The following is a 26,759-nucleotide window of genomic DNA, read 5'->3' on the forward strand; positions in this document are numbered from 1 at the left end:
TAAGAAAAAAGGAGTTTTCTCACATGCCGCAAAGAACCGCAGGAAAAGAAGTAACAGCGCTACTGGAAGAGTGGGGCGTAAAACATATTTATGGAATGCCCGGCGACAGCATAAACGAATTGATTGAAGAGCTTAGGCATGAATCAAGCCAAATACAATTTATACAAACGAGACATGAAGAAGTGGCGGCACTCTCAGCGGCGGCTGATGCCAAACTAACAGGTAAGCTCGGTGTCTGCTTATCCATCGCTGGACCGGGTGCTGTCCACTTATTAAATGGACTATACGATGCAAAAGCAGATGGCGCACCCGTTTTAGCAATTGCAGGGCAGGTTGCGTCGAATGAAGTAGGAAGAGACACATTCCAAGAAATCAAATTAGAGCGGATGTTTGACGACGTCGCTGTCTTTAATCAGCAGGTACAAACAGCAGAAGCTCTGCCTGATTTATTGAATCAAGCCATTAAAGCAGCTTATACCCATAAAGGGGTGGCTGTTCTCACCGTATCAGATGACTTATTTTCTCAAAAAATTAAGCGTAAGCCAGTTTATACATCTCCTCTTTATGTTGAGGGAGAGGTACGGCCAAAGAAAGATCAACTGCTAAAGGCAGCACAGCTAATTAACAATGCGAAGAAGCCGGTCATCTTAGCAGGTAAAGGATTACGAAATGCAAAAGAAGAGCTTCTTTCATTTGCAGAAAAGGCTGCTGCACCTATCGTCATCACACTTCCTGCAAAAGGGGTTGTGCCAGACAGGCATCCATACTTTTTAGGAAACCTAGGTCAAATTGGAACGAAGCCAGCTTATGAAGCAATGGAAGAGTGTGACCTCTTAATTATGCTTGGAACTTCTTTTCCATATAGAGACTACTTACCAGAGGACACACCTGCCATTCAACTGGATATTAAACCAGATCAAATCGGTAAAAGATATCCAGTAGACGTAGGAATCGTGAGTGACAGCAAGAGTGGTTTGCAGGAACTGACCTCCTACATTGAATATAAAGAGCAGCGTGGTTTCCTTGAAGCTTGTACAGAGCATATGATGAAATGGCGGGAAGAAATGGATAAGGAAAAATCCGTTGCCACATCACCGCTTAAACCGCAGCAAGTCATTGCTAGACTAGAAGAAGCAGTTGAAGACGACGCCATTCTTTCTGTTGATGTAGGGAATGTGACCGTATGGATGGCACGCCATTTTGAAATGAAACAGCAGGATTTCATCATCTCCAGCTGGCTTGCCACAATGGGCTGTGGTTTGCCTGGAGCGATCTCTGCTAAGTTAAATGAACCGAATCGTCAAGCGGTTGCTGTCTGCGGCGATGGTGGCTTCACAATGGTCATGCAAGACTTTGTGACAGCGGTAAAATATAAACTGCCGATCGTTGTTGTGATCTTAAACAACAACAACCTTGGAATGATCGAATATGAACAACAGGTAAAAGGAAACATCAATTATGGTATAGAGCTGGAAGATATTGATTTTGCTAAGTTCGCAGAAGCATGCGGCGGCAAAGGAATCTCCGTGTCATCACATGAAGAACTAGCTCCAGCTTTTAGTGCAGCCCTTCAATCAGATAAACCCGTCATTATTGATGTTGCTGTCACCAATGAACCGCCGTTACCTGGGAAAATTACGTACACACAAGCAGCTGGTTTTAGTAAATACTTACTGAAAAAATTCTTCGAAAAAGGCGAGCTGGATATCCCTCCACTCAAGAAAAGTTTAAAACGCTTTTTCTAAACAAAATGTAGTCGGTCCTCTCAAAAGAGGACTGACTTTTTTTAATGAAAGGAAAAAACATTTCAATTATCACTTGTTTTATTTCCTCTAAAAATATATGGAAATTATTTTTGTAACTTAAAGCCTATTTTTCCAATTCGCTGAGAAAGGTAAAATAGACTTTATGATCAATAATGGGGGGAGTGACTTCTTCTGGGCAAGATACTTGATGCAAAAGCACTAACAAGTGCCATGGACACAAGGGCAAAACACTATCAAGAACTCCGCGAACAAATGGTAGATTTAAAAAAGGCATTACAAGGTGTTGCCAACCTCGGTGATGATTTCACTGGGAAAGGTGCCGATAATATTAAAAGTTTCTATAAAGAGCTCGCTGGAAATGTAGACATGTTTATCAGCTTCATTGATAAACAAAAAGCCTTTCATGAAGGTGTTTCTGGGACACTGGATGATACGAGCTTTGGCGGCGATACCTTTATAGAGGAACACTTTTTAGACAACGCAGTACATATGGGCATCAAAAACGCCAAAAGCATTGTAAAGGATCAAAAAAAGGCACTCAAAACGATTTTTCAAGACATTGATGACCTCATTTCCCTAGAGGTATTTGATAGCCAAACCTTTGATGAAAAAATAGAAGATGCGGAAGATGAACGAAAAAAAACGGTCAAAGAACTGAGAGAGCTTGATCAAAATTTAAAAGATGAATATGCTTTGTCAGAGACGGAACAGCAAGCTACAATGGCATTGTACGCTGAAATGATCAATGCGACAAATGACGGAAAAGCGATTTCGCCTATGAATTTTGACAAGAAAGCGTATCAAAATAGCGACATCTACAAGGCAAAGAGCGATATTGAGAAGCAAACTGCTGAATATCTGAAAATCAAAAAAGAACAAGAAGAAGCCCGCAAGATCGCAAAGGAACAAGAAGCACTCGCCAACCGCCCTTGGTATGAAAAAGCCCTCGATTACAGTGGAAATATTGTCAATGAACTGACAGGTGTGAACGATGCAAAACGTGCAGCAACAGGCGTTGATCCAATCACGGGCGAGGAACTCACCGCAGGCCAGCGAGTCGCGGCAGGCGGCATGGCAGCCGCAGGCTACATCCCAAGCGTCGGCTGGGCAGGCCGTATTTTCAAAGGCGGAAAAGCTGTCTATAAAACGACCCAAGCCACATCAGCCGCAGTCAGGGCGGTCGATATTTACAAGACATCACAAAAATCCTTTGACGCCTTAAAAACATCGCAAAAAGGCTTATATGGTCTCACCGCCACCAACGGTTTCAGCGAAGCGATCACAGGCCGAGACATGTTTGGAAATAAGATCTCGAAAGAACAGCAGGAAGCGAGTATGAACGCGGCTCTGGGGATGCTTTTGCCGTTTGGGGCTAAAGGGTTTCATGGGAAGATGGGCATTAAGAGTACGAGAGAACTTAAGCATCCAGTTTTAGATAATCCACGAGTAGGTAGTGCATTAAAAGATGATTTTTATCATAGCTTTAATGATATAATTGACAACTACGCAGTTCATTCTAAGAGATTTGATTTACCAAATAGAAAAGGCCATATGGATTCGTTGTATCAAATAGAGGGCTCGGTGGTTAAGTACGAAACCAAATATGTAAAAGTAAAGAACAACGCCCCTGAAATGTTACAGTCGAAAGAAATAAGGAATGGCGTGTTTGAATGGGTGGTAGATCCAACAACGAATACAGTAACCCATAGAACTTTTATACCTGGTGGCAAAGTGACAGGAAAAATAAATCAATGGGGGAAATAGAAAATTGTATAAAACGGATATAATCACGAAAAATGGTTTTGATTGTAACTGGTCTACACTGTTTGTTGGTAGACAGTTTAATTTAATTTCGGCAATAGAAGTAACAAACTATGCTGTTAAATATCTAGAAAACAACCCTAATGTTAACAATGAATTAATCCTTGAATTAGCTTGGGAACAAGAAGAAGTTAAAGTAGATCATATACTTGAGAGCATAGTCTCTGACAAATCATCGGAAGACATGAAGAGAGAGTATCATAAGTGGCTATATAGCACTATGAAAGAGGTTTATACTAATTCAACTGATGAAAACATATTTGAAGAAATTGAAAATATTTTTTCAATCTTTCATACGCCCGAAAATATGTATGATTTTTTTAGAAAAGTTTCAGACGCATTTTATTACCCTCACGATTCACAAAATACAATTAAAGAACTTGTAGAAGAGTTTTTAGAAGATGAAAAGGAATTGATTTTATAACTAGAGAGTTTAATAGAACGATGGACTAATGGTCCATCGTTTTCTTTCATTCATTGCTGGTAAAGAGATTGGTATGATAAAAAATAAAGTAGATTTGTTAGAAAGCAATTGAGGAGAAAACAATGAGTGACCATAAAATAAGCATCCTGTCTGAGAAGTTTGAAAATGAAAATACTGGTGAACTCGTAGAAGGAATTACGATTATGATAGACGGTAAATTAAAAAGATGCTAAAAAATACAACAAACCTGAATGAAACAGTCACCTTGATTTTTACCTGCACAAGCCATTTCATTCCAGTCAGAAATTAATATGTTAAAATAAACCAATAAAAAGGAGCTAAAACCATGCTATGGATTTTCACACAAAACCAGCAAAGTTTCGTTCATGTCCACGAAGTCACTGTAGCCGGCAAAAAGATTGAAGGGATGATCGCAGGAAGCGATACTTGGGTGAAGACGCTCGGTAAGTATGACTCAAACGATCGTGCAGCAGAGGTCCTTCAAGACATTGTGAAAACGATTGAAGCCAATCAAGATGCCACTGTGACTTACAGAATGCCAAATCAATAAAAAAGAAACCACCTTTCCATTGCGAAAAGGTGGTTTTTGTTTATGATGGTGTTTTTGTAAAGGCTAAAAATAAAGGAATGCCTGTGCCGACAAGGGTTGTGGCAAATAGGAACATACCGCAAATGAATAGAAAATGGCTGGCTGAAAAGACAAGTGCCAGAATGAGAAAAACGATGCTGAGTCCTGCCATGCTATATGATGGGACAAAGCGGCGTTTGTAGGTGGCTTTCTTTGTTAAGAATGAGAAGAAAATGCCAAATAATAAAGGGACAATCCATAAGTAAAATAAAATAATAAGAGACATACTTCATACCTCGATTTTTCCTTCTATTTTATCAGATGCTGATCGCAACCGATACTACAAAGCTTCACTTTGTAAAATAATTCATGCAATCGACACAATTACGTGGGCTGATTCATAGAATGCGTTTTTTCTTTCATATATTCAGGCTGCAAAAGGGCGTATACACAATGATCCGTAAAGCGGTCGCCCAGCCATTCACATTGTCTCAAAATGCCTTCAAGCGAAAAGGATAAACGCTCTGCGATGCGTCTGCTCTTCAGGTTATCGACAGCAGCCCTGATTTCAATGCGGTGCAGTCCACAATCTTCAAATAAATAATGAATGACTGCTTTGCACGCTCTTGTCATGATGCCTTTTCCTTGATAGCCTTCTCCGAGCCAATAGCCAATTGAAACAGTCCTGTCGATCCAATGAATTTGGTGGGTGCCGATGATCCCGACAAGCTCTCCATGTGACCAGATGCCCGCTTGAAAACCGTTGTTCTGCAAGGCTTGCTGCATTGCGCCTTGAATGAACGCCATGCTGTCTTCCTCTGTTTTCGTTGAATCCACCCAAAGCATCCATTCACGTAAATGCTCTCTTGACCGCTGGATGAGCAAATATAGACTTCTTGCGTCTCTTGGCTCAAGCAGCCGCATAGCTATCTCTTGATCCTGATAAAAAAACATGTGCCCACATCCTCTCAGGGGAATTTTACCATAACCATATGAAAAGAAAAAGACAGCATCACTACTGTCTTTTACATAAACGTATCCACAATTAAAAAGAGATTGAGTGCGACAACAAGAGCTGCTATCACCCAAGATATTCCTGTTACCCAGCGGGCATTCGTTAATTCGCCCATAATTCGTTTTTTACTTGTAAATAAGATGAGCGGAATTAAAGCAAAGGCAATACCAAAGGATAAGACCACCTGACTCATCACAAGTGCAGATGTCGGATTCACCCCAGATGCAATGATCACAATAGGGGGAATAATAGTAATCAGCCGGCGGACATACAGCGGAATCCGGTATTGAATAAAACCCTTCATAATGATATCGCCTGACAATGTACCGACAGAAGAGCTTGATAGTCCGGCTACAAGCAGTCCTACACCAAATAAGATAGCTGATACAGGACCTGCGAGTGTGCTAAAATGCTGGAACGCAACATCCAGATCTTCAACAAAGAGACCATTTTTATAAAATAAAGCGGCTGCCACAATCAACATACTGGCATTGATGGCTCCAGCGACTAGCATCGCAATAAGGATATCTAAAAACTCAAAGCGGAAAATCTGTTTTTTCTCCTTTTCCGTTCTGCCGACGACTCTCCTTTGGGTTAATGCTGAATGTAAATAGATCGCGTGCGGCATCACAGTGGCACCTAAAATTCCAGCTGCAAGCAGCACACTATCTGCACCATCAAATTTTGGAATGAAAAGCCCGCCTGCGACACTTGCCATATCAGGCTTGGCGACAAAGGTTTGCACAGCGAAAGCGATCACGACAACGAATAGCATGCCGGTGATGCCGGCTTCTAATGCGCGATATCCCCGTCTTTGCAATTCTAAAATCGCAAATGATCCGATGGCTGCAATAATGGATGCTTCAAGCAGCGGGATCCGAAAAAGCAAGTATAAACCAAGTGCAGCCCCGATAAACTCGGCTAAATCTGTGGCAATAATGACGAGTTCGCCCTGAATCCATAAACCGATGGAGACGGGTTTTGGAAACTCTTCACGTGCGATTTCAGGTAAGTTTTTACCTGTCGCTATTCCAAGCTTTGCGGACAAGGATTGGATGAGCAAAGCCATGAGATTTGATATGAGAATGACCCATAAAAGGAGATATCCATATTTAGAGCCAGCCGCAATGTTGGTGGCAAAATTTCCTGGGTCAATATAAGCAATGGCAGCGATAAAAGCAGGGCCTAGAAAAGGAAGAAGCCTTCTAAATCCTTTGACCTTACCTTCAAGTGCACGCTCAGCTGCCGCTGACATGTGTGCCTGTGCCTCGATGTATTTGTTTGTCATATGTCATCACCTAGATTCTACAAAGTTTTGCTTGGGCACAAAAAGTTTCCTTGATGCAATTTTTAATCATCATATGCCCATATTCATGAAAAGTCAACTATCTGAACTAATAGGTTTGTTTATCATATGTAAGTGAAAAAAATAGATACCTTGTCAACGAGCAACATAAAAAACACCGCCTTTTAGACGGTGTCCCTACTGCTTCCTCTGTTATTTGTTTTTTAAGATACCCTTGATCCCACACTGCGGAAGATCAGGCTTAAAATAATGACAAAGATCGCTGCTCCTAAGATTGCTGGAATGATCGCAAAGCCTGCCAGACTAGGACCCCACGTTCCCAGTAATCCATGACCAATCCAAGCGCCTACAAACCCGGCAATCATTGAACCGATCCATCCTCCTGGTACACTGCCCCCAGCGAGTGCACTCCCAATGAGACCGATGACAATCGCCACAACTAATGAAATTAGAAATCCTAACATGTTGACCACTCCTCTTTTGTTTGTTTATTAAGCAATAACCGTTTTGAAAAAGTTTAAAACCTTTCGGAACCGCTTCAATGTTCTATACGTATGATGGACAAGGATTGTGTATAATAACAGACAAATACTTCAGCGACATCTAAGGAGGCATATGCATGGAGGAAAGAGAGTGGCTAAAAGCACAATTAAAGGAGATTGAAAAATGGGAGAAAGACCAGCAAAAGGTATGGTTTTGGGAGAAACTCAGCCGCCTTCCATTTCAAATGCTGGACAAGCTGACGCCTGCTTTTATTCAGAAAAAAATCGGTGTGCTGCTAGATGAAATGGGTCATTACATTCAGTCTGGCGGTGCCTATTTGACGTCGGAAAAAGGCATCATTCATCAATTTCAAAAGAAGTGTGAGGGCGAATCCATCCAGCGTATAGAGGATATTGGAAAGGCACCAATCGAATTGATGGATGCCATTAGTGAACATATGGGGAAAAACAGAACGAATCTCGCGACGGTACAAGGCGCGACAACTGGTGTCGGCGGAATGTTTACGCTAGCTGCTGATATTCCTGCGGTCCTGGGCCTCTCTCTGAAAACATTGCAGGATATTGCCGTCACCTATGGCTATGATCCTAAAAACAAAGAGGAGCGGGTCTTCATCATTAAATGCTTGCAGCTGAACTCTGCTGATGTCGTTGGAAAGAAATCGATTCTAAAAGAGCTGAAAAGCTATCATGCATCCGAAGGGAAGCATGAAAACATGATTTCTCAAATCCAAGGGTGGCGTGAGGTCGTCTATAATTACCGGGATTCGTTTGGCTGGAAGAAACTGTTTCAGCTTGTGCCCATTGCTGGGATTTTGTTTGGTGCCGTTTCGAACCGCTCACAATTAAAAGGAATTGCCGAAACAGGCATGATGCAATACCGAAAACGAAGAATTTTAACAAGATTAGAAGAGCTCACGCAGCAAGAACAGAGTGAGTCCGGCGCATAAAAAAATCCCTTATCAAAGGGATTTTTTATTTGCTCTCATCCTCTTCCTGAAAAGCATGAATAGGTGAGTGTTCATAACGTGCACGCAGTTCGCGGATCTGTTTGATGAGGGTGGAGCCGATCGTTTTTTCGGCTTCATCATACAAAGGATCAAGGGCTTTCATCCATTTTTGTCTTTCTGCTGGCGTCAATTCATGAATGGCAATCGGCGATTCACGTTTAATGTCCTCCAGCTGATCTTTGTTCATCTGTTCTGCATGCTTTTCATTCCAAGCCGTTGTTTCTTCCATGGCTTCAAGTAAAATTCGTTTCGTTTCGGGTGTCTGGCGGTCAAAGAAGGATTGATCTGTTAAGACCACATAGCCTAAATACCCGTGATTGCTGATCGTCATATAGTCTTGTATATGATAGAATTTTTTTGAATAAATATTTGAAATGGTATTTTCTTCACCGTCTACTTTTTTAGTTTCTAATAGCTGAAACGTTGAATTAAATGATTCCTGATAGGGCTTTGCGCCAAGGAGTTTGAATTGTTTTTCAATCATGTCGCTTTGCATAATGCGGAGAGACTGGTTTTTTAAATCAGCCGGCTGTTTGATGGGCCCTTTATTAGAGGTAATTTGCTTAAAGCCATTTGTCCAATAAGCCATTCCCTTTAATCCATCTTTTTGCAGCGTGCCAAACAACCTTTGTCCAATTGCACCGTGCAGGCCTTCTTGAACCGCGCTGTAATTTGAAAAAGCAAAGGGAAGATCAAGTGCCAGCCACTCAGGAGACAGCATGCCGAGCTTCGAGGTAGACGGAGCGATAAATTGAACTTGATTCTCTTTGAGTGCATTAATTTCTTCAATATCAGAATAAAGGCTTCCGTTGGAGAAAATTTGAATGCTGATCTTTCCATCGGATTTTTCGTGCACGAGCTCAGCAAATTTCTTTGCGGCAAGTCCTTTAGGTGTATTGTCTGCCACGACATGGCTGAATTTGAACACAAGCTGGTCCTTCAGTCCTGTCTGTTCATCATCAAAGGTTGTCGCTGATTTTGGCATCATATGATAAAAACCAAAGTATAAAGCGGTTACAAAACCGATCATGAGCAAAAGTGTATAAGCGAGTAAATTCTTCATGCGTCAGATCCCCCTTATGTCAAGCATACTTGACAGAGGAAGAATTCGTAAAGATACAGGTGAAAAAATGATGAGAAATCGATTGAAATTACAACAATTATCTATTAGATGGAAGCTTACCATCCTCACATATTTCGTTGTCATTTTCGCCCTTTTAATCGGAGGAATTGTCCTTGTTGGGGGAATTCAGCAAACAGAGGAACGGGAGCTTCGAAAAAGACTCATGAACACGGCGAGAACTGTGGCTGAAATGAATGAGGTGAAGCAGGCGTTAGCTGATCAGACAAAGGAACGTGATCGATTACAGCATGCGATCGAAGAGATTCGGATTATTCAAGACGCTGACTATATTGTTGTGATGGATATGGATCATGTGAGATTAACGCATCCAGTGAAAACGAGGATTGGCCAGCGCTCAGAAGGAACTGATGAAGAGCCGGCTTTTGCAGAGCATATTTATTTCTCAGAAGCAGAGGGAGAGCTTGGAACAGCCATCAGAGCTTTTTATCCAGTCAAGGATGATCAATTTAATCAAACAGGGGTTGTGCTTGTAGGAAGAACTCTGCCAAGTATGGCAGATATATTAGGAGAAATGAAGCGCGATATCCTCATGATTCTCCTCTTGACGCTCAGCTTTGGGCTTGTGGGTTCATTTTTGCTCGCCCGTCATATTAAACAGCAAATGTTTAAGCTGGAGCCGCATGAGATTGTGAGAATGCTAGAGGAACGCACTGCAACCTTTCACTCTATTAATGAAGGGGTTATCGCCATTGATAATCAGCACATGATTACCATTTTTAATGAGAAGGCGAAGCAGATTTTTGGCGTGACGGGTGATGTCGTGGGCCGGAATATTTGGGATGTGCTGTCTGATACAAGACTTCCTGAAATTATCGATCGCGCAGAACCCGTCTACAATGAAGAAATTCATATGAGCGGAAAGCGGATCATGAGCAGCCGGATTCCGATTGTGATGAAAAAGAAGATCATCGGAGCAGTTGCCATTTTTCAGGACCGGACGGAAGCGGCAAAATTGGCGGAGGAGCTCACAGGGGTTAAGAACTTTGTGGACGGTTTGCGGGTGCAAAACCATGAGCATATGAATAAGCTTCATACGATTGCCGGTCTGATTCAGCTGGGTAAAGCCGATCAGGCGCTCGATCTGGCCTTTCAAACGACAGAGGAGCAGGAACATGTGACGGACTTTCTTCACCGCGTCATAGAGCATGATGCTGTCTCAGGGTTATTGATGAGCAAAATCAGAAGGGGCAAGGAGCTTGGCATCATGGTCGAAGTAGATGAACATAGCTGTCTGCGTGATTTCCCTGAACGGCTTGATCAGCATGATATGACGAAGCTGCTCGGAAATCTCATTGAGAACGCCTTTGCTTCGTATGATACTGTAGAAAGAGACACAAAAGTCATTTCCATTAGTATCGATCAAACGGAGGATGTCCTCGCGATTTTAATTGAAGACAATGGCTCCGGGATCGAAGAAGAAATGATTCCTTCTATTTTCGATAAAGGCTTCACACATGGCAAAGAGGGCGGAACAGGCTATGGCCTGTATATTGTAAAAACGATTATCGACAAAGGGATGGGAAGTGTAGAGGTCACATCAAGCATCGGCATTGGTACCACCTTCTCAATCGAATTCCCAATGACCATAGAGGAGAGAGACAGATGACTCAGATTAAGGTGCTGTTAATTGAAGATGACCCGATGGTGCAAGAAGTGAATAAAGAGTTCATTATGAGTGTTCCTGGCTTTCAAGTAGCAGCTGTCGCTGGAAATGGGGAGCAGGGCATCCAGCTGATCAAAGAGATTCGTCCAGACCTCGTGGTACTTGATGTATATATGCCAAAAAAGGATGGCGTCAAAACGCTGCAAGACATCAGAAAACAGAAGATGAAAGTGGATGTGATTGTCATTTCAGCAGCGAAGGACAAAGAGACCATCGGCATCATGCTTCAAAATGGTGCGCGGGATTATATTATTAAACCATTCAAATTTGAACGAATGAAAGAATCACTTGAAAGCTATAAGGCGTTTAAATCAAAAATCCAAACCGCAGCAGAATTTTCTCAGGAGATGCTCGATGATATCATACGAAAGCCTGCTGTTAAGCAGGAAGATACTTGGCTTCCTAAAGGGCTGAATGTGCATACGATGAACGAAATTAAAGCTTATATGGGCTTGCAGGAAGGCGCCCAGTCTGCAGAGGAAGTTGCTAATGCACTTGGCATAGCCCGTGTCACGGCACGCCGGTATTTAGACTTCCTCGTCAAAGAAGGCGAGCTGAAATTAGATATGCAATATGGGGGGATTGGACGGCCTGTGAATAAATATATCGTACATTCTGACTAAGAGACCAAAAAGACCAAAATGTACGATATGTCCATAAGCTTCACAGCCTTTGATGAAATCGCTATCATTTATCTACAGATAACAGTTAAGCGTTTACATCAAAGGGTGAGGGAGTTGATTTTTTATGAAAAGGCTTTTGAAGAACCTGACATTTCAGGTGATTGCAGCTGTCATCATCGGGATCATTGTCGGGATGGTTTGGCCAAACGTCGGAAAAGAAATGAAGCCGCTTGGTGACACCTTTATCAATGCCGTTAAAATGGTCATAGCACCAATTATTTTCTTAACCATTGTTCTTGGTATTGCCAAGATGGGGGATATGAAAAAGGTTGGAAAAGTTGGGGGAAAAGCATTTATTTATTTTGAAGTCGTCACGACACTTGCTCTGGTCATCGGTCTTTTTGTTGTGAATATCATGAAGCCAGGTGCAGGTCTTGACTATAGCAAGCTTGAAAAAGGGGATGTCTCACAATATACCCAAAATGGCGGACAGGGTATCGACTGGATGGAATTTGTTACACACATCGTGCCATCTAACATGGTTGATGCTTTCGCAAAGGGTGATATTTTACAGGTCTTATTCTTCTCTATTTTATTCGGTGTTGCGCTCGCTGCTCTTGGCGAGAAGGGGAAAGGCATCATCGAATGGCTTGATAAGCTGTCACTTGTTTTCTTTAAAATCATTGGATATATCATGCGTGCTGCGCCGCTCGGTGCGTTTGGGGCAATGGCTTATACGATCGGACACTTTGGTTTGGCATCGATTAAACCGCTGGCGAGTCTGATGCTCTCCGTTTATATGACCATGTTCTTGTTCATTTTCGTTGTACTGAACATCATTTGTAAAATGTATGGCTTCAGCCTGCTCGGTTATCTGCGGTTTATCAAGGATGAAATTTTAATTGTACTTGGCACAAGTTCTTCAGAATCCGTGCTGCCAAGAATGATGGATAAAATGGAACGCTACGGGTGCTCTAAGTCTGTTGTCGGTCTTGTCATTCCAACAGGTTATTCCTTTAACCTAGACGGAACTTCAATCTATTTATCAATGGCCGTCGTCTTCTTGGCGCAAGTGTTTGGTGTAGACCTGTCGATCGGTCAGCAGATCACTATTATCCTTGTTCTGATGCTTACATCAAAGGGAGCTGCTGGGGTGACAGGAAGCGGATTTATCGTGCTTGCATCTACTCTTGCGGCACTACAGGTCATTCCGTTAGAGGGTCTAGCACTGCTCCTTGGGGTTGACCGCTTCATGAGTGAAGGAAGAGCGATTACAAACCTCATTGGAAATGGAATCGCAACAATTGTTGTCGCGAAGAGTGAAGGTGAATTTGACGAAGCGAAGAGCAAAACAGCACTTCAGGAAATGCGGAATATGAAGCAGGCTGTTTAGTATAAAAACAACCAAAAACCGAAACCTTATGTTCTACATGGGTTCGGTTTTTTTGTGTAAAAAAGAAAAAACAATAAAATTAATACAAATCGTAAGACCTCTTTGACCTTTTATTATATAATTTACAGAAAGATCCGATATAATGTATATCAGATACGATGAAAAATAGACTTTAGTCCTGGCAGGTGTGTAACGTAATGACGGCATTTTTAAAATTGTTCGAAAAACCCGGTGTTAAGCGGTTTTCAGTATTTGTAGTATTAGCCACAGCATTATATCTATTAAGAGGAATGATGAATTTAATTCTTTTGACCTTCATTTTCACCTTTTTGATGAATCGGTTGGAAGAGGTCATTAGAGGCTTTTTAAATCGCTTCCTGAAAATAGGACAGAAATCGGTCATTACCATTTTGTATATTCTTCTGGCTGGCGGATTGACATTTGGCGGATTCGTTTTTGTGCCAATCATCGCCAAACAGGTAGAGCAGCTATTTCATTTAGGAAAGAAAATTGCAGATCATCCACAAGATTTACCCTTCTTTGACGTCATCACGAACGTATTCGGAGATTTCAAAATATCAGCTTTCTTTGAGAAAGGGTTTAATTTCCTCTATACATACATAACCGATTTCAGCACATTCAGTATCCAGGTCATTATGTCCTTAATATTAAGCATGTTCTTCCTGTTCGAAAAAGAACGCCTCATTCAATTCATGAACAAGTTCAAAACGAGTAAAATCTCCGTGTTCTATCATGAAATTGCCTTCTTTGGACGTAAATTTTCCCGAACGTTTGGAAAAGTACTTGAAGCTCAGTTTATTATTGCAACCGTTAATTGTGTGCTAACGACCATCGCGTTAGGCATTATGGGTTTCCCGCAGTTATTTGGATTAGCGGTCATGGTTTTTTTGCTAGGCTTAATCCCAGTAGCGGGTGTAGTGATCTCTCTTATTCCACTCAGCATCATTGCGTATACACTCGGAGGCGGAATGTATGTCCTGTATATTGTGCTGGTGATTGTCATTATCCATGCCATTGAGGCATACTTCTTAAATCCGAAGCTCATGTCAGCTAAAACAGAGCTCCCTATTTTCTTCACGTTTATTGTGCTGATCTTCTCTGAACACTATATTGGCATTTGGGGACTTATTATCGGTATCCCAATCTTTGTGTTTATTTTAGATATCCTTGAAGTGACAAATAGGGAAGAAAGTAATTAAAAAGTTCATATGAACCTGTTTACAATTTTCTAAAAATAAGGTATAAATGGTATGAAAATATCATATTACCACACGCTTAATCCTTCTAAAGGAATGGGGGACCCATGTTTTTGGGGTGAATTTTTCTTATCTGAGAAAAAAGGACATCTCTTCGTCCTAACCCGTCAGCTAACCTCATCAGCGTGAAGAGAGTAGACAGTGGTACATGTATGGACACGCAGGCCCACGAGAAGACTCTCTCGTGGGCTTTTTGACGAGGAAGGGGAGATTTTATTGAAGCTGGCGACGAAAATTATTATTGCCTTGTTTGTAGGTGCAATCACAGGATTGCTGCTCAACCTTTTTGCTCCAGATGTATTCAAAGTGTTAGACCCTTATTTATTTACACCTCTAGGTCAAATCTTCTTAAACCTGATTAAAATGCTGGTTGTGCCCATTGTATTCTTTTCGATCACGCTCGGTGTAGCAGGCCTTGGTGATCCGAAGAAGCTAGGCAGAATCGGCGCAAAAACCATTACTTATTTCCTGCTCACTACGACTTTTGCCATCATCATTGGCATCTCATTAGCCTTATTGATCAAGCCGGGAGCCTTCGGCAATTTTGATACAAAAGCGGCTGATTATTCCGCAGAGGAAGCCCCATCAATGGCAGACACACTACTCAACATCATTCCAACCAATCCAGTCCAATCGTTAGTTGAAGGAGACATGCTTCAAATTATCGTCTTCTGTGTATTTTTAGGTCTTGGCATAGCCATGCTTGGTAAAAAAACGGAAGGCTTGCTGAAGCTGTTTGAACAAGGAAATGAATTAATGATGTATCTTGTCGGTGTTGTGATGAAATTTGCACCGTACGGGACATTCGGTTTGATTGCAACGGCAATCGGCAGTCAGGGGCTGGATGCCATGAAAGCGATGGGACTTTACTTCTCGGTCGTGTTAATTGCGCTTATCCTGCATTTCTTCCTGACATATGGATCAACCATTGCTATCTTAGCTAAACGAAATCCAATGGCATTCTTTAAGGGATTTTCACCAGCGATGGTTGTTGCGTTTAGTACATCAAGCAGTAACGCAGTACTGCCGGTATCAATGGAAACAGCGCAAAAGCGTTTAAAGGTGCCAGAGCCGATTTCAAGCTTTGTGCAGCCGCTGGGTGCAACCATTAATATGGATGGCACAGCCATTATGCAAGGTGTTGCGACCATTTTTATCGCTCAAGTGTATGGGGTTGAACTGACGCTTGTTCAAATGCTGACGGTTGTCTTAACAGCTGTTTTAGCAAGTATCGGTACAGCAGGTGTCCCAGGGGTAGGGCTCATCATGCTGGCCATGGTGTTAAATTCCGTGAATCTTCCTGTTGAGGGAATAGCGCTGATCCTTGGCATAGACCGCTTATTAGATATGGCAAGAACCGTAGTTAATATTACAGGTGACGCAGCATGTGCGGTGATTGTTTCTGAAACCGAAAAGAAGCACGAGAAAGAAGCACCGACACCTAACTTATCACTGTAATAAGCAAGAAGGGCTGACTGGATCAGTCCTTTTTTTCATGGATTGATTTGTCTCGCGTGATATACTTTTTACAGGATGAGCGGTCATAACTGCCGCCACAGGCTTTACATCAGAAGGAGGAACCACTTTGCAGTCTGCTGTTTTAAAAGTAGAGAAAGTCGATAAACTAATTGGCCGGAAAATGATCTTGCAGGATATTTCTATAGACATTGGGCAAGGAGAAATTGTCGGATTACTTGGTCCCAATGGGTCTGGAAAAACAACTTTGATTCGATTGATCGTTGGCTTGATGAAAAAAAACAATGGCAACATCATGATCAATGGATATTCACAAGATGACGATTTTCTTAAAGCGATGTCATCTGTTGGTGCGATCATAGAAAACCCAGAATTTTATTCGTATTTAACAGGCTTTGAAAACCTTGAAATGTATGCAGCGATGCACGATGGCGTGACGGAGGAACGCATTCAGGAAGTGGTGGAAAGAGTTCGTCTGGAGGATGCCATTCATCAGAAGGTCAAGACGTATTCACTAGGGATGAAACAAAGGCTTGGGATTGCACAAGCTATTTTGCATCGGCCGAACCTGCTCATTTTAGACGAACCGACAAATGGACTGGACCCTGCAGGAATGAAGGAATTCCGGGAGCACTTACAAATGCTTGTAAAGGAAGAAGGAACCTCGGTGTTATTTGCGACGCATTTATTGCATGAGGTAGAGGAGCTATGTGACCGAATGATTATCATTCAAAAGGGACAGATCAAAGCTAGTACTCATCTCCGGGATATGGAGGGGAAAGAGCAGGTGCTGATGAATGTTCAGCCAGTAGAAAAGGCGGTCTCATGGCTTGACGCACACGACTATACATATGAACGAAATGGAGCGCGTGTACTGCTTCAACTGAACAAAGAACGTGTGCCAGAGCTGAACAAACAGCTTGTGCTGGCGGGGTTTGATGTACTTGAATTGATGCCTCAAAAGCAGTCAATTGAAGAGGCATTTATGAAATGGACGGAAGGCGGGACGACAGATGCTTAACCTCATCAAGAATGAGCATAAGAAAATCATGAAGAAAAAGATCACACTCATTGCTCTTTTATTGATCGTTGTATTTCAACTGGCCATGGCTCTAACCTTAAAACGAGTCATATCAAGCTTTGGTGGACAAGACACAGTCGCGAACTATTTTGCTTATTCCACGAACGTCGTGTTTATTTTGCAGGTGCTTGCTGTTGTTATTGGCGCGACCTTGATCTCAACAGAGTTTCAGAAAAGGACGATCAAGTTTCTATTGATCCGGCCAAAAACAAGACTGCACATTTTTCTGTCAAAATACATCACACTTGTGCTGACAGTCATTTATTTGTTTGTTTTTTATTATGTTTTGGCTTTTCTATTTGGTCTTATTTTCTTCGGTACTGATTTTGGTGAAAGAACAGGGCAATTATTTCAGCATACGTTTGCCGTCATTGGATCTCAGTGGGTGGAAGTGATCATGATGGCAAGCTTTGCTTTTATGTGTTCCAGTTTGTTTAGAAACAGTCTTGTTGCCCTTGTGACCTCGTTTTTTGTTTTATATGCGGCGAAATCACTTGTGCCGATCATGTCTCTCTTAGAAAATCAGTGGGGGAAAATCCTCCTTTTCGCGAATACGGACTTTACTCAGTACAGCTTTCAAGGACCGCCGCCTTTTCATGGGATGAGCCTTTTGTTTTCTCTATTTATAGTAGGGGCGCATTTTGTTTTCTTTATTGGATCGGCTTGGATTCTTTTTTGGAAACGTGATGTAAATGTGTAAAAATTGTGTCAAATAACAAGGAAAATTCGTGACATCTTTGTGAAAACGAGTCTGTATTTCACGATAACCGGCTGATTTTGTCTTATAATAAGAGGGAGTCATGGAGGTGGCACTATCGTGAAAAATTTCATTACGGCTTTACCAATTTTGCTGCTGCTGTCGTTTTCGTTTGTGTCTTTTGCCTTCCAATTTGATCATCTTGTTTATTTCAGACTAGCGCTGGGGATTTTTTCGTTAGCGGGTCTTTTCTTTCTGTATACACTTAAAAGAAATATGAAATGGTTCATGGTCTATTTATATGCGAGCTGGATCGTTCTTGCTGCCGTCACGACATTTGAGGAACCAGTCTTTTCTCAATTTTTCTTCGGTGGTTTAACGATGACAATGGGTTATCTCACATATATGCTCATTTATTTAGGTATGAAGCAGGACCGTGTAGCGAAATCACATTAAAACAAAAGCCGATAAAATCGAATAACAGATTTTATCGGCTTTTTTATTTTGTTGAAGCAGACAAAAGAGCAGTCAGTGATGACTGCTCCTCTCTCATAGTTATGATTCACGCCCAGCAGCTGCAAGCTGCTTCTGGTGTTTTTTGTCGATGGTTTCGTATATACTTTCCATCATTTGAGGATCGCGCATGATGGCCTTTTTGTTCTCTTCAATCAATTGCTGGTAGGTTTTAATTTTCTTCTTAGACATGTGACTCATCGCTCCTTAATAAGAATGGACGTCTATAGGATTTCACATAGATGAAATTGATAATCATTTTCAATTAGCAATTCCATTATACAAAGACAAATGTCAGAAGTAAAGATTCAATTCAGAAAATTCACGTAACCGACATATTCCAAGCTGGTTCGACGCTGCATTCTTTCCCAGGAAATAATGTTGTCGTGACTTGTCGTAAGTGAAACATCAATTTGAAACGTTTTGGCTGTGCAGCTCGTCTTATGAAGAGATTTAAAAAGAAAAAAGACATCAGCAAGAGTTTGCTGATGTCCTTCGTTTCATCAATTAAGAAACGTGCTCTTGAAGAAATTCTGTCACTTCTTCAGGCGATTTTGCATTTGCACTGTGTAAATGACCTGTTTTTTCACCATTTTTGAAAATTAACAGGCTTGGAATGCCCATTACCTGATACGTTTCAGCTAATTCAGGGAAATCATCTTTATTTATTTCAAACCATTCATGGTGAGCATAAGCTTCTAGGATGTCTGGAATGAACATGTCCATTCTTGTACAGTCAGGACACCATGTTGCAAAGAATTTAACGATGACTTCTTTGTCTGATTGAATCATTTCATTGAATTGTTCAGTACTTGTGATTTTTTTCAATTTGTCACAACTCCTTTTCAATGTCATTTTAATATAAAATAAAGGCGAATGACATACAAATGCTCGGGAGGCGCTTACAACCTTTACAAATCATTTCAATTACGTAACAACAAAAATTAATTAGAGCATTTTTGCTTGAAAGTGATAAGATAGTAAAGATGAATTTTAGTGGGGGGAGTATCCATTGAAAATAAGTTTAGGATTGATTTACGGCGGAAAGTCAGCCGAACATAATGTATCACTGCAAACAGCCCTTGCAGTTACAAAAGCACTTAACACTGAGAAGTTCGATATACATCCAATTTATATTACAGAAGAGGGTGAATGGTTAAGAGGAGAAAAACTCACTGAACCAGTATCAAACGTCAAAATGCTTCAATTTGAACAGAACGCAAAGACGTTTTTACCAACTTCTTTAAATGAAAGCATGTTTCCACAGCCTGCATCGGCTGATGAGAAAATTGATGTTGTCTTCCCGTTGCTGCACGGACCAAATGGAGAAGATGGCACAATGCAAGGATTACTTGAACTGTTAAATATCCCGTATGTCGGCAACGGCGTTCTCGCGTCTGCCGCGGGTATGGATAAAGTCATGATGAAAGATGTTTTTGCACAAGCAGGACTTGCACAAGCAAAGCACCTTTCTTTCAATAAAAAAGACTACGAGAAAGCGACACGAGACAGCTTAGAACAGGTTGAAAAAGTACTGGGCTATCCATGCTTTGTGAAACCTGCCAACATGGGATCAAGTGTTGGAATTAGCAAATGCCGCAGCAAAGAAGAACTGCAGACTGCATTTGACCTCGCTTTCCAATATGATCGTCGTGTGGTCGTAGAAGAAGGCGTCGTTGGAAGAGAAATCGAGATTGGTGTATTAGGCAATGATGAGCCGAAATGCTCTGTCGTTGGTGAGATTGCGCCTAAAACAGATTTTTATGATTACAAAGCAAAATATGAAGATGGCGATACAGATTTGATCATTCCGGCGAGTGTGTCAGAGGATGAATATAAAACGATTCATGACATGGCGATTAAGGCATTTAAAGCCCTCGATGGATCTGGTCTCGTACGTGCAGACTTCTTCCTTACAGAAAAAGGTGAAGTGTTGATCAATGAAGTGAATACAATGCCTGGATTCACACCATTTAGTATGTTCCCATTACTTTGGAAGCACACTGGTGTAGAGTATCCAGAGTTAATTGAAAAGCTGGTGTCACTTGCAATTGAACGCCATCAAGAAAAACAAACCATTAAAACAACTTTTTAATGTGAGCAGCAAGCAGACACTATCCTTAGGTAGTGTCTCTTTTCCTTCAAACGTGAAATGAGAAAGAGAGGCGAAAAATCATGATCAAACGTACAGTGAAACAAATCGCCCAAATGGCTGGTGGAACCCTATCTAATCAAGCTTTTGGCGAAGAACAGATTCACGGAGTGACAACAGATACACGAAAAGTATCAAACGACGCCCTGTTTATCCCGCTTATCGGAGAACATTTTAATGGTCACACATTTGCTTCGAAAGCAGTGGAGCTTGGAGCATCAGCTGTTCTTTGGAATCAAAAAGAAGCCAATCCGCCAGAAGGCGTTCCGGTAATTCTTGTAGAGGATACACTAGCTGCCCTTCAACAGCTGGCGAAATCATACTTAAAAGAAGAAAACCCTCGTGTTGTCGGTATTACAGGAAGTAATGGGAAAACCACAACGAAAGATATGATTCATTCCGTCTTGCAAACAGCGTATCGAGTTCATAAAACAAACGGTAACTTTAATAATCATATCGGTCTTCCGCTCACCATTCTTGCAATGCCAGAAGGAACCGATATTGCGGTTTTGGAGATGGGCATGAGTGCAAAAGGCGAAATCGAATTTTTATCAGATCTGGCTGAGCCTGATGCGGCAGTCATCACAAATATCGGGGAATCACATATGCAAGATTTAGGATCAAGAGAAGCCATTGCTGATGCAAAATGTGAGATCGTAAAAGGATTAAAAGAAGACGGCATCTTTTATTACTTAGGTGATGAGCCTTTGCTTCGCGAAAGAGCAAGTTCACTTTCTCAGCGTGTGAAAACCTTTGGAGAAGCAGAGGACTGTGATATCAAGGTAACGCACATCAACCAGCTTGCAGAAGGAACAGAATTTCAGGTCGAAGGGTATGCCCAAGGTTTTCTCATTCCTGTATTAGGGAAACATAATGTGAAGAATGCACTTGCTGCTATTGCTATAGGCCAGCATTTTGGGCTGAATGAAAGACAAATTGCCCAAGGGCTGATGCAAACGAAGTTGACGGGGATGCGTCTTGAGCTGATTAAAACAGACAAAGGAATCACTGTCATCAATGATGCATATAATGCAAGTCCTACTTCTATGAAAGCAGCCATTGATCTTGTGGGAGATATGGACGGCTTCGCCAATCGTATTCTTGTACTTGGAGATATGCTCGAAATGGGCAGCGAAGAAGAAACGTATCATTATGAATTAGGCCGTTACATCAAGCCAGAATTTATTGATCATGTCATGACGTATGGCCGTCTAGGTGCATTCATTGCTGAAGGAGCGAAAAAATCATTCGGGGCTGAGCACGTCTTCTCCTTTATGGACAAAGAGGACCTGAAGAAAAAACTAGCTGAAGTGGCAGGGCCTGACGATGTTGTGCTTGTCAAAGCCTCACGCGGTATGAAATTGGAAGAAGTCATTACTGCACTATAAAAGTGAGAAGGTGACAGAATGATTGGCTGTTTATGTATCCACGGTTTTACTGGTGCCCCTTATGAAGTAGAACCGCTGGCGCAATATTTAAAACAGGCGGCAGATTGGAATGTGCAGTCTGTTACGCTTCCGGGGCATGGAGAGGAGCTTCAGTTAAAAGGCATTCTTTATCAAGAATGGATAGCGACAGCTGAACTCGAACTTCTATCCCTTTATCGAACTTGTGACACCATGTATTTGATCGGCTTTTCTATGGGCGGAATGATTGCTTCTTATTTAGCAGCGAAGTACCCAGTTGCCCGTCTCGTCCTATTAAGTGCTGCGGCTAAATATGTGAACCCAAAACAAATGATGCAAGACACAAGGCAGATGGTAAAGGAGTCCCTGTCTGGGTTAATTGATACAAACCCTTTGTATGATCGATATCGTCATAAGCTCACAAGCACGCCGCTGTCAGCTGCGATAGAATTTATGAAGCTGGTAAAGCAAACGAAGAATTCGCTTGAGAAGCTTCATCTGCCTGTGTTAATTGTTCAAGGTGAAAGCGACGGAATTGTGCCCGCTTCAAGTGCAGAATTTATTTATCATAAAGTCCCGTCTCGCCAGAAAGAAATGTTTTATTTGCCCGATTGTAAACATCATGTTTGTCATGAGCCATGTGCCCAGCAATTGTTTGAGAAAGTAGAACATTTTTTAAAAAAAGCAATTTAATCTATAGAAAAGCTAAAATGTGGCTAAACTAATATAAATTGAATCCCACTTGTTAAAATTTGCATCATTTTTGTCGAATGAGTGACAGGCATATGGTACAATAGGAAAGAAAAGGTGGTTGATTCGGTTGTTTCAATATGACGGAAAAACCTTTGTCCCGCAGTCTAATTCGAGTAACGGAGAAGTATCAGCAGGAACCATATTTCAATATCGTCAGGACGGGAATATATTAACGGGCACATATCAAGGCGGCAGTATTATATCTGGCGTACTTGTAGGAACTGTGAATGAGGATGGAACACTTCATTTTAGATATCACCATGTAAGCAAGGACGGCAGCATGAGAAGCGGGACTTGCAATTCCACTCCAAAGCAGCTGGATAACGGAAAAATTCAACTGTTTGAAAAGTGGAAATGGATGGACGGAGATCAAAGTGAAGGTGAATCTGTCATTGTAGAACAGTAGATATATCCATTTCTGTCTTGTTGAAAAACAAATAGGGTAATGGTAAGATATAAGGTAGGGTAATTCGGGCTTTGTATATAATGGACCTGTCCTTTCGGAAAAGGGCAGTTTTTAATGATCATTCACGAGATTACTGAAACAGCAATTAGAAGGAGTTTGAATAATTTGACTATAACGTTTCAAGATTTTCAATTAAGCGAAAGTCTCATGAAAGCTATTAACCGCATGGGATTTGAAGAAGCAACACCGATTCAAGCGGAAACAATTCCTCTCGGTCTTCAGAATAAAGATGTCATTGGACAAGCACAAACAGGTACAGGAAAAACTGCAGCATTTGGTATTCCTCTTGTAGAAAAAATTGACCCAGCTTCTCCAAACATCCAAGCGATTATCATTGCGCCAACAAGAGAATTAGCGATTCAAGTATCTGAAGAGCTATATAAAATCGGCCAAGACAAGCGTGCGCGCGTACTTCCGATTTACGGTGGACAAGATATCGGCCGCCAAATCCGTTCGCTCAAGAAAAATCCTCATATCATCGTAGGGACTCCAGGACGTTTACTCGATCACATTAACCGTCGTACAATGCGTCTTCAAAATGTTGAAACAGTTGTGCTTGATGAAGCAGACGAAATGTTAAACATGGGTTTCATTGAAGACATTGAATCGATCCTTTCAAATGTACCAAGTGAACACCAAACACTTTTATTCTCTGCGACAATGCCTGCACCAATTAAGCGCATTGCAGAGCGTTTTATGACAAACCCAGAACACGTAAAAGTAAAAGCGAAAGAAATGACAGTCTCTAACATCCAACAGTTCTACTTGGATATTCACGAGCGTAAAAAGTTTGATACATTGACTCGTCTTCTTGACATTCAATCACCTGAGCTTTCAATTGTCTTCGGCCGTACGAAACGCCGTGTTGACGAATTGACTGAAGCACTTAACCTTAGAGGTTATACAGCTGAAGGAATTCATGGTGACCTGACTCAAGCAAAACGTATGGTTGCGCTTCGTAAATTCAAAGAAGGTTCAATCGATGTGCTTGTAGCAACAGACGTTGCAGCACGTGGACTTGATATCTCAGGCGTCACACACGTGTATAACTTTGACGTACCGCAAGATCCAGAAAGCTACGTTCACCGTATTGGACGTACTGGACGTGCTGGACGTACAGGTATGGCGATGACATTCATCACACCACGTGAAAAAGATATGCTTCGTGCGATTGAGCAAACGACTAAACGTAAAATGGATCGTATGAAAGAACCAACACTAGATGAGGCAATCGAAGGACAACAGCAAGTAACCATTGATCGTCTGCGTACAATCATCAGTGAAAACAACTTGAACTTCTACATGACAGCTGCTGCTGAATTGCTGGAAGATCATGATTCTGTGACAGTGGTTGCGGCTGCCATCAAAATGATGACAAAAGAGCCGGATGCAACGCCTGTTCGTTTGACAGATGAAGCACCAATGATTTCAAAACGCAATCGTAACAACCGCAGCTCTTCTAAACGTAGAGACGGTGGCGGCGGAGGCGGCTATCGCGGGAAAGGCCGTTCATCTTACGGTGATAAAAAGCGTTCTTCAAATGACCGCAATCGTTCTTCTAACGATCGTCGTCAAAAGAAATCTTATAACAATTAATTCTAAAGCGAATCCTTTGCAGGGTTCGCTTTTTTTAACAGGCTGAAATTGAAACTTTTTAGGCTTTGTTACGTAATATATTGATAGAAAAGTAAGAGAATGGGGGAAGAATGTGAGAAAACAGCCGCAACGTCAAATTAGTTTAAATGGTTTAAAGGTATGGCGTCTTCAAAATGGAATTATCTCATTGATTTTTTTACTCATCATCATTGGGGTATTTGTTGCCAGCTACTATTTTCAATGGCCATATTGGATTGGAGCGATCCTTTCTGGTTTATGGGTCTTACAGGTCATATTTGGCATTTGGCTCATACCAAAAATCCGCCATCACATCTGGCGCTACGAAGTATTCGAAAATGAAATTGAAATACAGCATGGACTCATTCGCGTCACACGTGTAATTGTGCCGATGGTTCGTGTTCAGCATGTTGATACATCTCAAGGGCCGCTTTTAAGGCGCTACCGTTTGGCATCTGTTCAAATTTCGACTGCTGCCACAGTTCATGATATACCGGCGCTAGAATTAGAAGAGGCAGATGAGCTTCGTGATTACATATCTCGTTTAGCAAGGGTGACAGAAGATGATGTCTGAACCAAAACGTGTACATCCCATCTCGATGTTCATTGATTTTATATCAGATGCTGTATCCATGATCAAAAACTTCATTATCCCTTTTTTCGTGCTGATTTTTGTGAACTCGAATTCGAGCATTCGCTTTTATGCATTTATCATTCTTGGTGTGCTTCTTTTGTGGAAAGCCGTTTTTACCATTTTAGAATGGAGACGATTCACTTACCGGATGGAAGACGATGAATTTCGTGTGGAATCGGGTGTGATTACGAAAAAGAAAAAATATATCTCGTTAGAACGAATTCAAACGGTTAATACAAGTGAAGGCATTTTTCAGCGGATTTTCGGTTTAGTACGGGTCCAAATCGAAACGGCAGGCGGAACGGATGGTCCAGAAGTGAGCCTGACCGCGATTACAAAAGCAGAAGCGGAACAATTAAAGCAGTCGATTTTCAACCGGAAGAAAAGCTTGCAGGAAGAAGAAATGACGGATGAAGCGGGTGATCTGCCTGGCCATTTGACTGTGCAAAAACCTGTGCAGGAAGAAATCAATGTCTCCTATCGTATGGGTGTGCCAGAATTGCTTTTGGCTGCGACCACTTCAAGCGGTATCGGAGTCATTATATCCGGGTGTCTCGCCATCTACACGCAAATAGATGAAATTCTTCCTTTGGACGGGTTCTTCAAGCAGTTCTCTTTTTTAAGTCATGCGAGCGTTGAAATCTATGCGATTTTGATATTTCTTGCTGTATTGATCGCATGGATCTTGAGTGTTGGGGTAACAGCACTTCAGTATGCGAATTTTGCTGCAAAGCGGAAAGGGAATGACATCATCATTACAAGAGGGCTCATCGAGAGACATCAAATGACCATTCCACTTGCGAGAATTCAAGCAGTGAAAATCAAAGAGAATATGATCCGTGAGCCTTTTGGTTTTGCGACGGTGATGCTTGTTAGTGCAGGAGGTTCGATTACAGAAAAAGAAACCTCTTCCGTCTTATTTCCGCTCATTCGGAAGAAAAAAATAAATGAATTGCTGTCACAATTCACCGATCATTATCATGTAGCACCAGAAACAGAGCTGAAAAAAGTGCCAAAACGTTCGCTCAAGCGCTACCTGATCTCATATGGCTTTGTGCCGTTACTTGTAGGTATCATCCTGTCGGTACGCTTTCCGCCATGGGGATATTTGGGACTCATTCCGTTACCGCTTGCTCTATTCTTTGGCTATTTAGCTTATAAACAATCAGGATATACAATCAAAGATTCATTGATTCAAATGACATCAAGAGGCATTGGCAAGACCACTGGCATTGTCTTGAGAAAACGAATGCAAAACTATACGATGACGCAATCTTTTTTCCAAAAGAAAGGCCGGGTCGCCAGTATTCACACCTTTGTGAAATCCTCTGCGCTGCTTGATTCCTTTGGTGTGCATCACCTTGAGGAAGAAGATGCGGCACGTGTATTTGATTGGTACTCGTATGAAAAAAATCAATCGTCTTAAACGAAAAATG

27 protein-coding genes and 1 riboswitch are annotated in these 26,759 nt (G+C 41.6%); of the genes, 20 read left to right on the forward strand and 7 right to left on the reverse strand.

The window, feature by feature from the left end; translation table 11 throughout:
- Positions 1-23 precede the first annotated feature (23 nt).
- From MHB41_RS02375 to MHB41_RS02390, 4 genes are all read left to right on the forward strand, one after another.
- Positions 24-1,745 carry a pyruvate oxidase gene (locus MHB41_RS02375; RefSeq protein WP_034283856.1) on the forward strand — a complete coding sequence of 574 codons (1,722 nt, stop codon included), beginning with the start codon at positions 24-26 and terminating at the stop codon, positions 1,743-1,745.
- A gap of 192 nt (positions 1,746-1,937) precedes the next feature.
- Positions 1,938-3,530, forward strand: coding sequence for a T7SS effector LXG polymorphic toxin (locus MHB41_RS02380; RefSeq protein ID WP_340900258.1), 1,593 nt, complete (start codon positions 1,938-1,940; stop codon positions 3,528-3,530).
- A 4-nt stretch (positions 3,531-3,534) separates the two neighbouring features.
- Complete coding sequence (locus MHB41_RS02385) at positions 3,535-4,011, forward strand: DUF2247 family protein (RefSeq protein WP_034284336.1); 477 nt, start codon at positions 3,535-3,537, stop codon at positions 4,009-4,011.
- Between the two features lie 346 nt (positions 4,012-4,357).
- Positions 4,358-4,582, forward strand: coding sequence for a hypothetical protein (locus tag MHB41_RS02390; protein WP_034283982.1), 225 nt, complete (start codon positions 4,358-4,360; stop codon positions 4,580-4,582).
- A 40-nt stretch (positions 4,583-4,622) separates the two neighbouring features.
- On the opposite strand, the gene MHB41_RS02395 is transcribed toward MHB41_RS02390, so the two are convergent.
- The 4 genes from MHB41_RS02395 to MHB41_RS02410 form a co-directional block, all read right to left on the reverse strand.
- On the reverse strand, positions 4,623-4,886 hold the full coding sequence (locus MHB41_RS02395) for a hypothetical protein (protein ID WP_008346966.1): 264 nt from the start codon (positions 4,884-4,886) through the stop codon (positions 4,623-4,625).
- Between the two features lie 98 nt (positions 4,887-4,984).
- Complete coding sequence (locus tag MHB41_RS02400; protein ID WP_034283978.1) at positions 4,985-5,554, reverse strand: GNAT family protein; 570 nt, start codon at positions 5,552-5,554, stop codon at positions 4,985-4,987.
- 71 nt (positions 5,555-5,625) lie between these two features.
- A complete protein-coding gene (locus MHB41_RS02405; protein WP_098677669.1) occupies positions 5,626-6,903 on the reverse strand; it encodes an Nramp family divalent metal transporter in 1,278 nt (425 codons plus the stop codon).
- Positions 6,904-7,124: 221 nt separating this feature from the next.
- Positions 7,125-7,385 carry a GlsB/YeaQ/YmgE family stress response membrane protein gene (locus tag MHB41_RS02410; RefSeq protein WP_024427360.1) on the reverse strand — a complete coding sequence of 87 codons (261 nt, stop codon included), beginning with the start codon at positions 7,383-7,385 and terminating at the stop codon, positions 7,125-7,127.
- 155 nt (positions 7,386-7,540) lie between these two features.
- On the opposite strand from MHB41_RS02410, the gene MHB41_RS02415 reads away from it, so the two are divergent.
- Positions 7,541-8,371 carry an EcsC family protein gene (locus MHB41_RS02415; protein ID WP_034283975.1) on the forward strand — a complete coding sequence of 277 codons (831 nt, stop codon included), beginning with the start codon at positions 7,541-7,543 and terminating at the stop codon, positions 8,369-8,371.
- A 25-nt stretch (positions 8,372-8,396) separates the two neighbouring features.
- Here the strand turns inward: MHB41_RS02415 and MHB41_RS02420 are convergent, their stop codons facing one another.
- A complete protein-coding gene (locus MHB41_RS02420) occupies positions 8,397-9,494 on the reverse strand; it encodes a DctP family TRAP transporter solute-binding subunit (RefSeq protein WP_041116739.1) in 1,098 nt (365 codons plus the stop codon).
- A gap of 82 nt (positions 9,495-9,576) precedes the next feature.
- On the opposite strand from MHB41_RS02420, the gene MHB41_RS02425 reads away from it, so the two are divergent.
- From MHB41_RS02425 to MHB41_RS02460, 8 genes are all read left to right on the forward strand, one after another.
- The gene (locus MHB41_RS02425) at positions 9,577-11,181 is read left to right on the forward strand and encodes a sensor histidine kinase (protein ID WP_169737561.1); all 1,605 of its coding nucleotides are present in this window, start codon (positions 9,577-9,579) and stop codon (positions 11,179-11,181) included.
- Positions 11,178-11,861, forward strand: a complete 684-nt coding sequence (locus tag MHB41_RS02430) for a response regulator (RefSeq protein ID WP_034283970.1) — start codon at positions 11,178-11,180, stop codon at positions 11,859-11,861. The genes MHB41_RS02425 and MHB41_RS02430 overlap by 4 nt, the downstream gene beginning before the upstream one ends.
- Before the next feature lie 124 nt (positions 11,862-11,985).
- A complete protein-coding gene (gene dctP, locus MHB41_RS02435) occupies positions 11,986-13,254 on the forward strand; it encodes a C4-dicarboxylate transporter DctP (protein WP_041107478.1) in 1,269 nt (422 codons plus the stop codon).
- A 197-nt stretch (positions 13,255-13,451) separates the two neighbouring features.
- On the forward strand, positions 13,452-14,474 hold the full coding sequence (locus tag MHB41_RS02440) for an AI-2E family transporter (RefSeq protein ID WP_024425375.1): 1,023 nt from the start codon (positions 13,452-13,454) through the stop codon (positions 14,472-14,474).
- A gap of 63 nt (positions 14,475-14,537) precedes the next feature.
- Positions 14,538-14,671, forward strand: a riboswitch (cyclic di-AMP (ydaO/yuaA leader).
- 76 nt (positions 14,672-14,747) lie between these two features.
- Entirely contained in the window at positions 14,748-15,989 is a 1,242-nt protein-coding gene (locus tag MHB41_RS02445; RefSeq protein WP_034283966.1) for a dicarboxylate/amino acid:cation symporter, read from the forward strand.
- A 127-nt stretch (positions 15,990-16,116) separates the two neighbouring features.
- On the forward strand, positions 16,117-17,028 hold the full coding sequence (locus MHB41_RS02450) for an ABC transporter ATP-binding protein (protein ID WP_061110636.1): 912 nt from the start codon (positions 16,117-16,119) through the stop codon (positions 17,026-17,028).
- Positions 17,021-17,788: an ABC transporter permease gene (locus MHB41_RS02455; protein ID WP_340899309.1), complete on the forward strand. Its 768-nt coding sequence runs from the start codon at positions 17,021-17,023 to the stop codon at positions 17,786-17,788. The genes MHB41_RS02450 and MHB41_RS02455 overlap by 8 nt, the downstream gene beginning before the upstream one ends.
- A 117-nt stretch (positions 17,789-17,905) precedes the next feature.
- Positions 17,906-18,241 carry a hypothetical protein gene (locus MHB41_RS02460; protein WP_017366657.1) on the forward strand — a complete coding sequence of 112 codons (336 nt, stop codon included), beginning with the start codon at positions 17,906-17,908 and terminating at the stop codon, positions 18,239-18,241.
- A 99-nt stretch (positions 18,242-18,340) separates the two neighbouring features.
- Here MHB41_RS02460 and fbpB read toward each other — a convergent pair whose 3' ends face one another.
- Complete coding sequence (gene fbpB / locus MHB41_RS02465; protein ID WP_065215285.1) at positions 18,341-18,490, reverse strand: Fur-regulated basic protein FbpB; 150 nt, start codon at positions 18,488-18,490, stop codon at positions 18,341-18,343.
- A 315-nt stretch (positions 18,491-18,805) separates the two neighbouring features.
- On the reverse strand, positions 18,806-19,126 hold the full coding sequence (locus MHB41_RS02470; RefSeq protein ID WP_034283964.1) for a thioredoxin family protein: 321 nt from the start codon (positions 19,124-19,126) through the stop codon (positions 18,806-18,808).
- Positions 19,127-19,310: 184 nt separating this feature from the next.
- Here MHB41_RS02470 and MHB41_RS02475 point away from each other — a divergent pair, with 184 nt between their 5' ends.
- From MHB41_RS02475 to MHB41_RS02505, 7 genes are all read left to right on the forward strand, one after another.
- Positions 19,311-20,393, forward strand: coding sequence for a D-alanine--D-alanine ligase (locus MHB41_RS02475; RefSeq protein ID WP_034283962.1), 1,083 nt, complete (start codon positions 19,311-19,313; stop codon positions 20,391-20,393).
- 80 nt (positions 20,394-20,473) lie between these two features.
- Positions 20,474-21,838 carry a UDP-N-acetylmuramoyl-tripeptide--D-alanyl-D-alanine ligase gene (gene murF, locus MHB41_RS02480; RefSeq protein ID WP_034283960.1) on the forward strand — a complete coding sequence of 455 codons (1,365 nt, stop codon included), beginning with the start codon at positions 20,474-20,476 and terminating at the stop codon, positions 21,836-21,838.
- Between the two features lie 18 nt (positions 21,839-21,856).
- On the forward strand, positions 21,857-22,549 hold the full coding sequence (locus MHB41_RS02485; RefSeq protein WP_061110634.1) for an alpha/beta fold hydrolase: 693 nt from the start codon (positions 21,857-21,859) through the stop codon (positions 22,547-22,549).
- 127 nt (positions 22,550-22,676) lie between these two features.
- The gene (locus MHB41_RS02490; protein WP_034283957.1) at positions 22,677-23,015 is read left to right on the forward strand and encodes a glutamate synthase; all 339 of its coding nucleotides are present in this window, start codon (positions 22,677-22,679) and stop codon (positions 23,013-23,015) included.
- A 165-nt stretch (positions 23,016-23,180) separates the two neighbouring features.
- A complete protein-coding gene (locus MHB41_RS02495) occupies positions 23,181-24,671 on the forward strand; it encodes a DEAD/DEAH box helicase (RefSeq protein ID WP_061110633.1) in 1,491 nt (496 codons plus the stop codon).
- 112 nt (positions 24,672-24,783) lie between these two features.
- Complete coding sequence (locus tag MHB41_RS02500; RefSeq protein WP_024425383.1) at positions 24,784-25,263, forward strand: PH domain-containing protein; 480 nt, start codon at positions 24,784-24,786, stop codon at positions 25,261-25,263.
- Complete coding sequence (locus tag MHB41_RS02505; RefSeq protein ID WP_061110632.1) at positions 25,253-26,749, forward strand: PH domain-containing protein; 1,497 nt, start codon at positions 25,253-25,255, stop codon at positions 26,747-26,749. The genes MHB41_RS02500 and MHB41_RS02505 overlap by 11 nt, the downstream gene beginning before the upstream one ends.
- Positions 26,750-26,759: the final 10 nt, after the last annotated feature.

It is taken from the genome of Bacillus sp. FSL H7-0578, assembly GCF_038630855.1.
GTDB classification, from domain to species: Bacteria; Bacillota; Bacilli; order Bacillales; family Bacillaceae; genus Bacillus; species Bacillus safensis.

Excerpts from the sequence above, each read along its gene's own strand:
- MHB41_RS02375 (WP_034283856.1), top strand. The coding sequence starts at position 24 with ATGCCGCAAAGAACCGCAGGAAAAGAAGTAACAGCGCTACTGGAAGAG.
- MHB41_RS02390 (WP_034283982.1), top strand. The coding sequence starts at position 4,358 with ATGCTATGGATTTTCACACAAAACCAGCAAAGTTTCGTTCATGTCCAC.
- MHB41_RS02395 (WP_008346966.1), bottom strand. The coding sequence starts at position 4,886 with ATGTCTCTTATTATTTTATTTTACTTATGGATTGTCCCTTTATTATTT.
- MHB41_RS02400 (WP_034283978.1), bottom strand. The coding sequence starts at position 5,554 with ATGTTTTTTTATCAGGATCAAGAGATAGCTATGCGGCTGCTTGAGCCA.
- MHB41_RS02405 (WP_098677669.1), bottom strand. The coding sequence starts at position 6,903 with ATGACAAACAAATACATCGAGGCACAGGCACACATGTCAGCGGCAGCT.
- MHB41_RS02410 (WP_024427360.1), bottom strand. The coding sequence starts at position 7,385 with ATGTTAGGATTTCTAATTTCATTAGTTGTGGCGATTGTCATCGGTCTC.
- MHB41_RS02415 (WP_034283975.1), top strand. The coding sequence starts at position 7,541 with ATGGAGGAAAGAGAGTGGCTAAAAGCACAATTAAAGGAGATTGAAAAA.
- MHB41_RS02420 (WP_041116739.1), bottom strand. The coding sequence starts at position 9,494 with ATGAAGAATTTACTCGCTTATACACTTTTGCTCATGATCGGTTTTGTA.
- MHB41_RS02430 (WP_034283970.1), top strand. The coding sequence starts at position 11,178 with ATGACTCAGATTAAGGTGCTGTTAATTGAAGATGACCCGATGGTGCAA.
- dctP (WP_041107478.1), top strand. The coding sequence starts at position 11,986 with ATGAAAAGGCTTTTGAAGAACCTGACATTTCAGGTGATTGCAGCTGTC.
- MHB41_RS02440 (WP_024425375.1), top strand. The coding sequence starts at position 13,452 with ATGACGGCATTTTTAAAATTGTTCGAAAAACCCGGTGTTAAGCGGTTT.
- MHB41_RS02455 (WP_340899309.1), top strand. The coding sequence starts at position 17,021 with ATGCTTAACCTCATCAAGAATGAGCATAAGAAAATCATGAAGAAAAAG.
- fbpB (WP_065215285.1), bottom strand. The coding sequence starts at position 18,490 with ATGTCTAAGAAGAAAATTAAAACCTACCAGCAATTGATTGAAGAGAAC.
- murF (WP_034283960.1), top strand. The coding sequence starts at position 20,474 with ATGATCAAACGTACAGTGAAACAAATCGCCCAAATGGCTGGTGGAACC.
- MHB41_RS02485 (WP_061110634.1), top strand. The coding sequence starts at position 21,857 with ATGATTGGCTGTTTATGTATCCACGGTTTTACTGGTGCCCCTTATGAA.
- MHB41_RS02505 (WP_061110632.1), top strand. The coding sequence starts at position 25,253 with ATGATGTCTGAACCAAAACGTGTACATCCCATCTCGATGTTCATTGAT.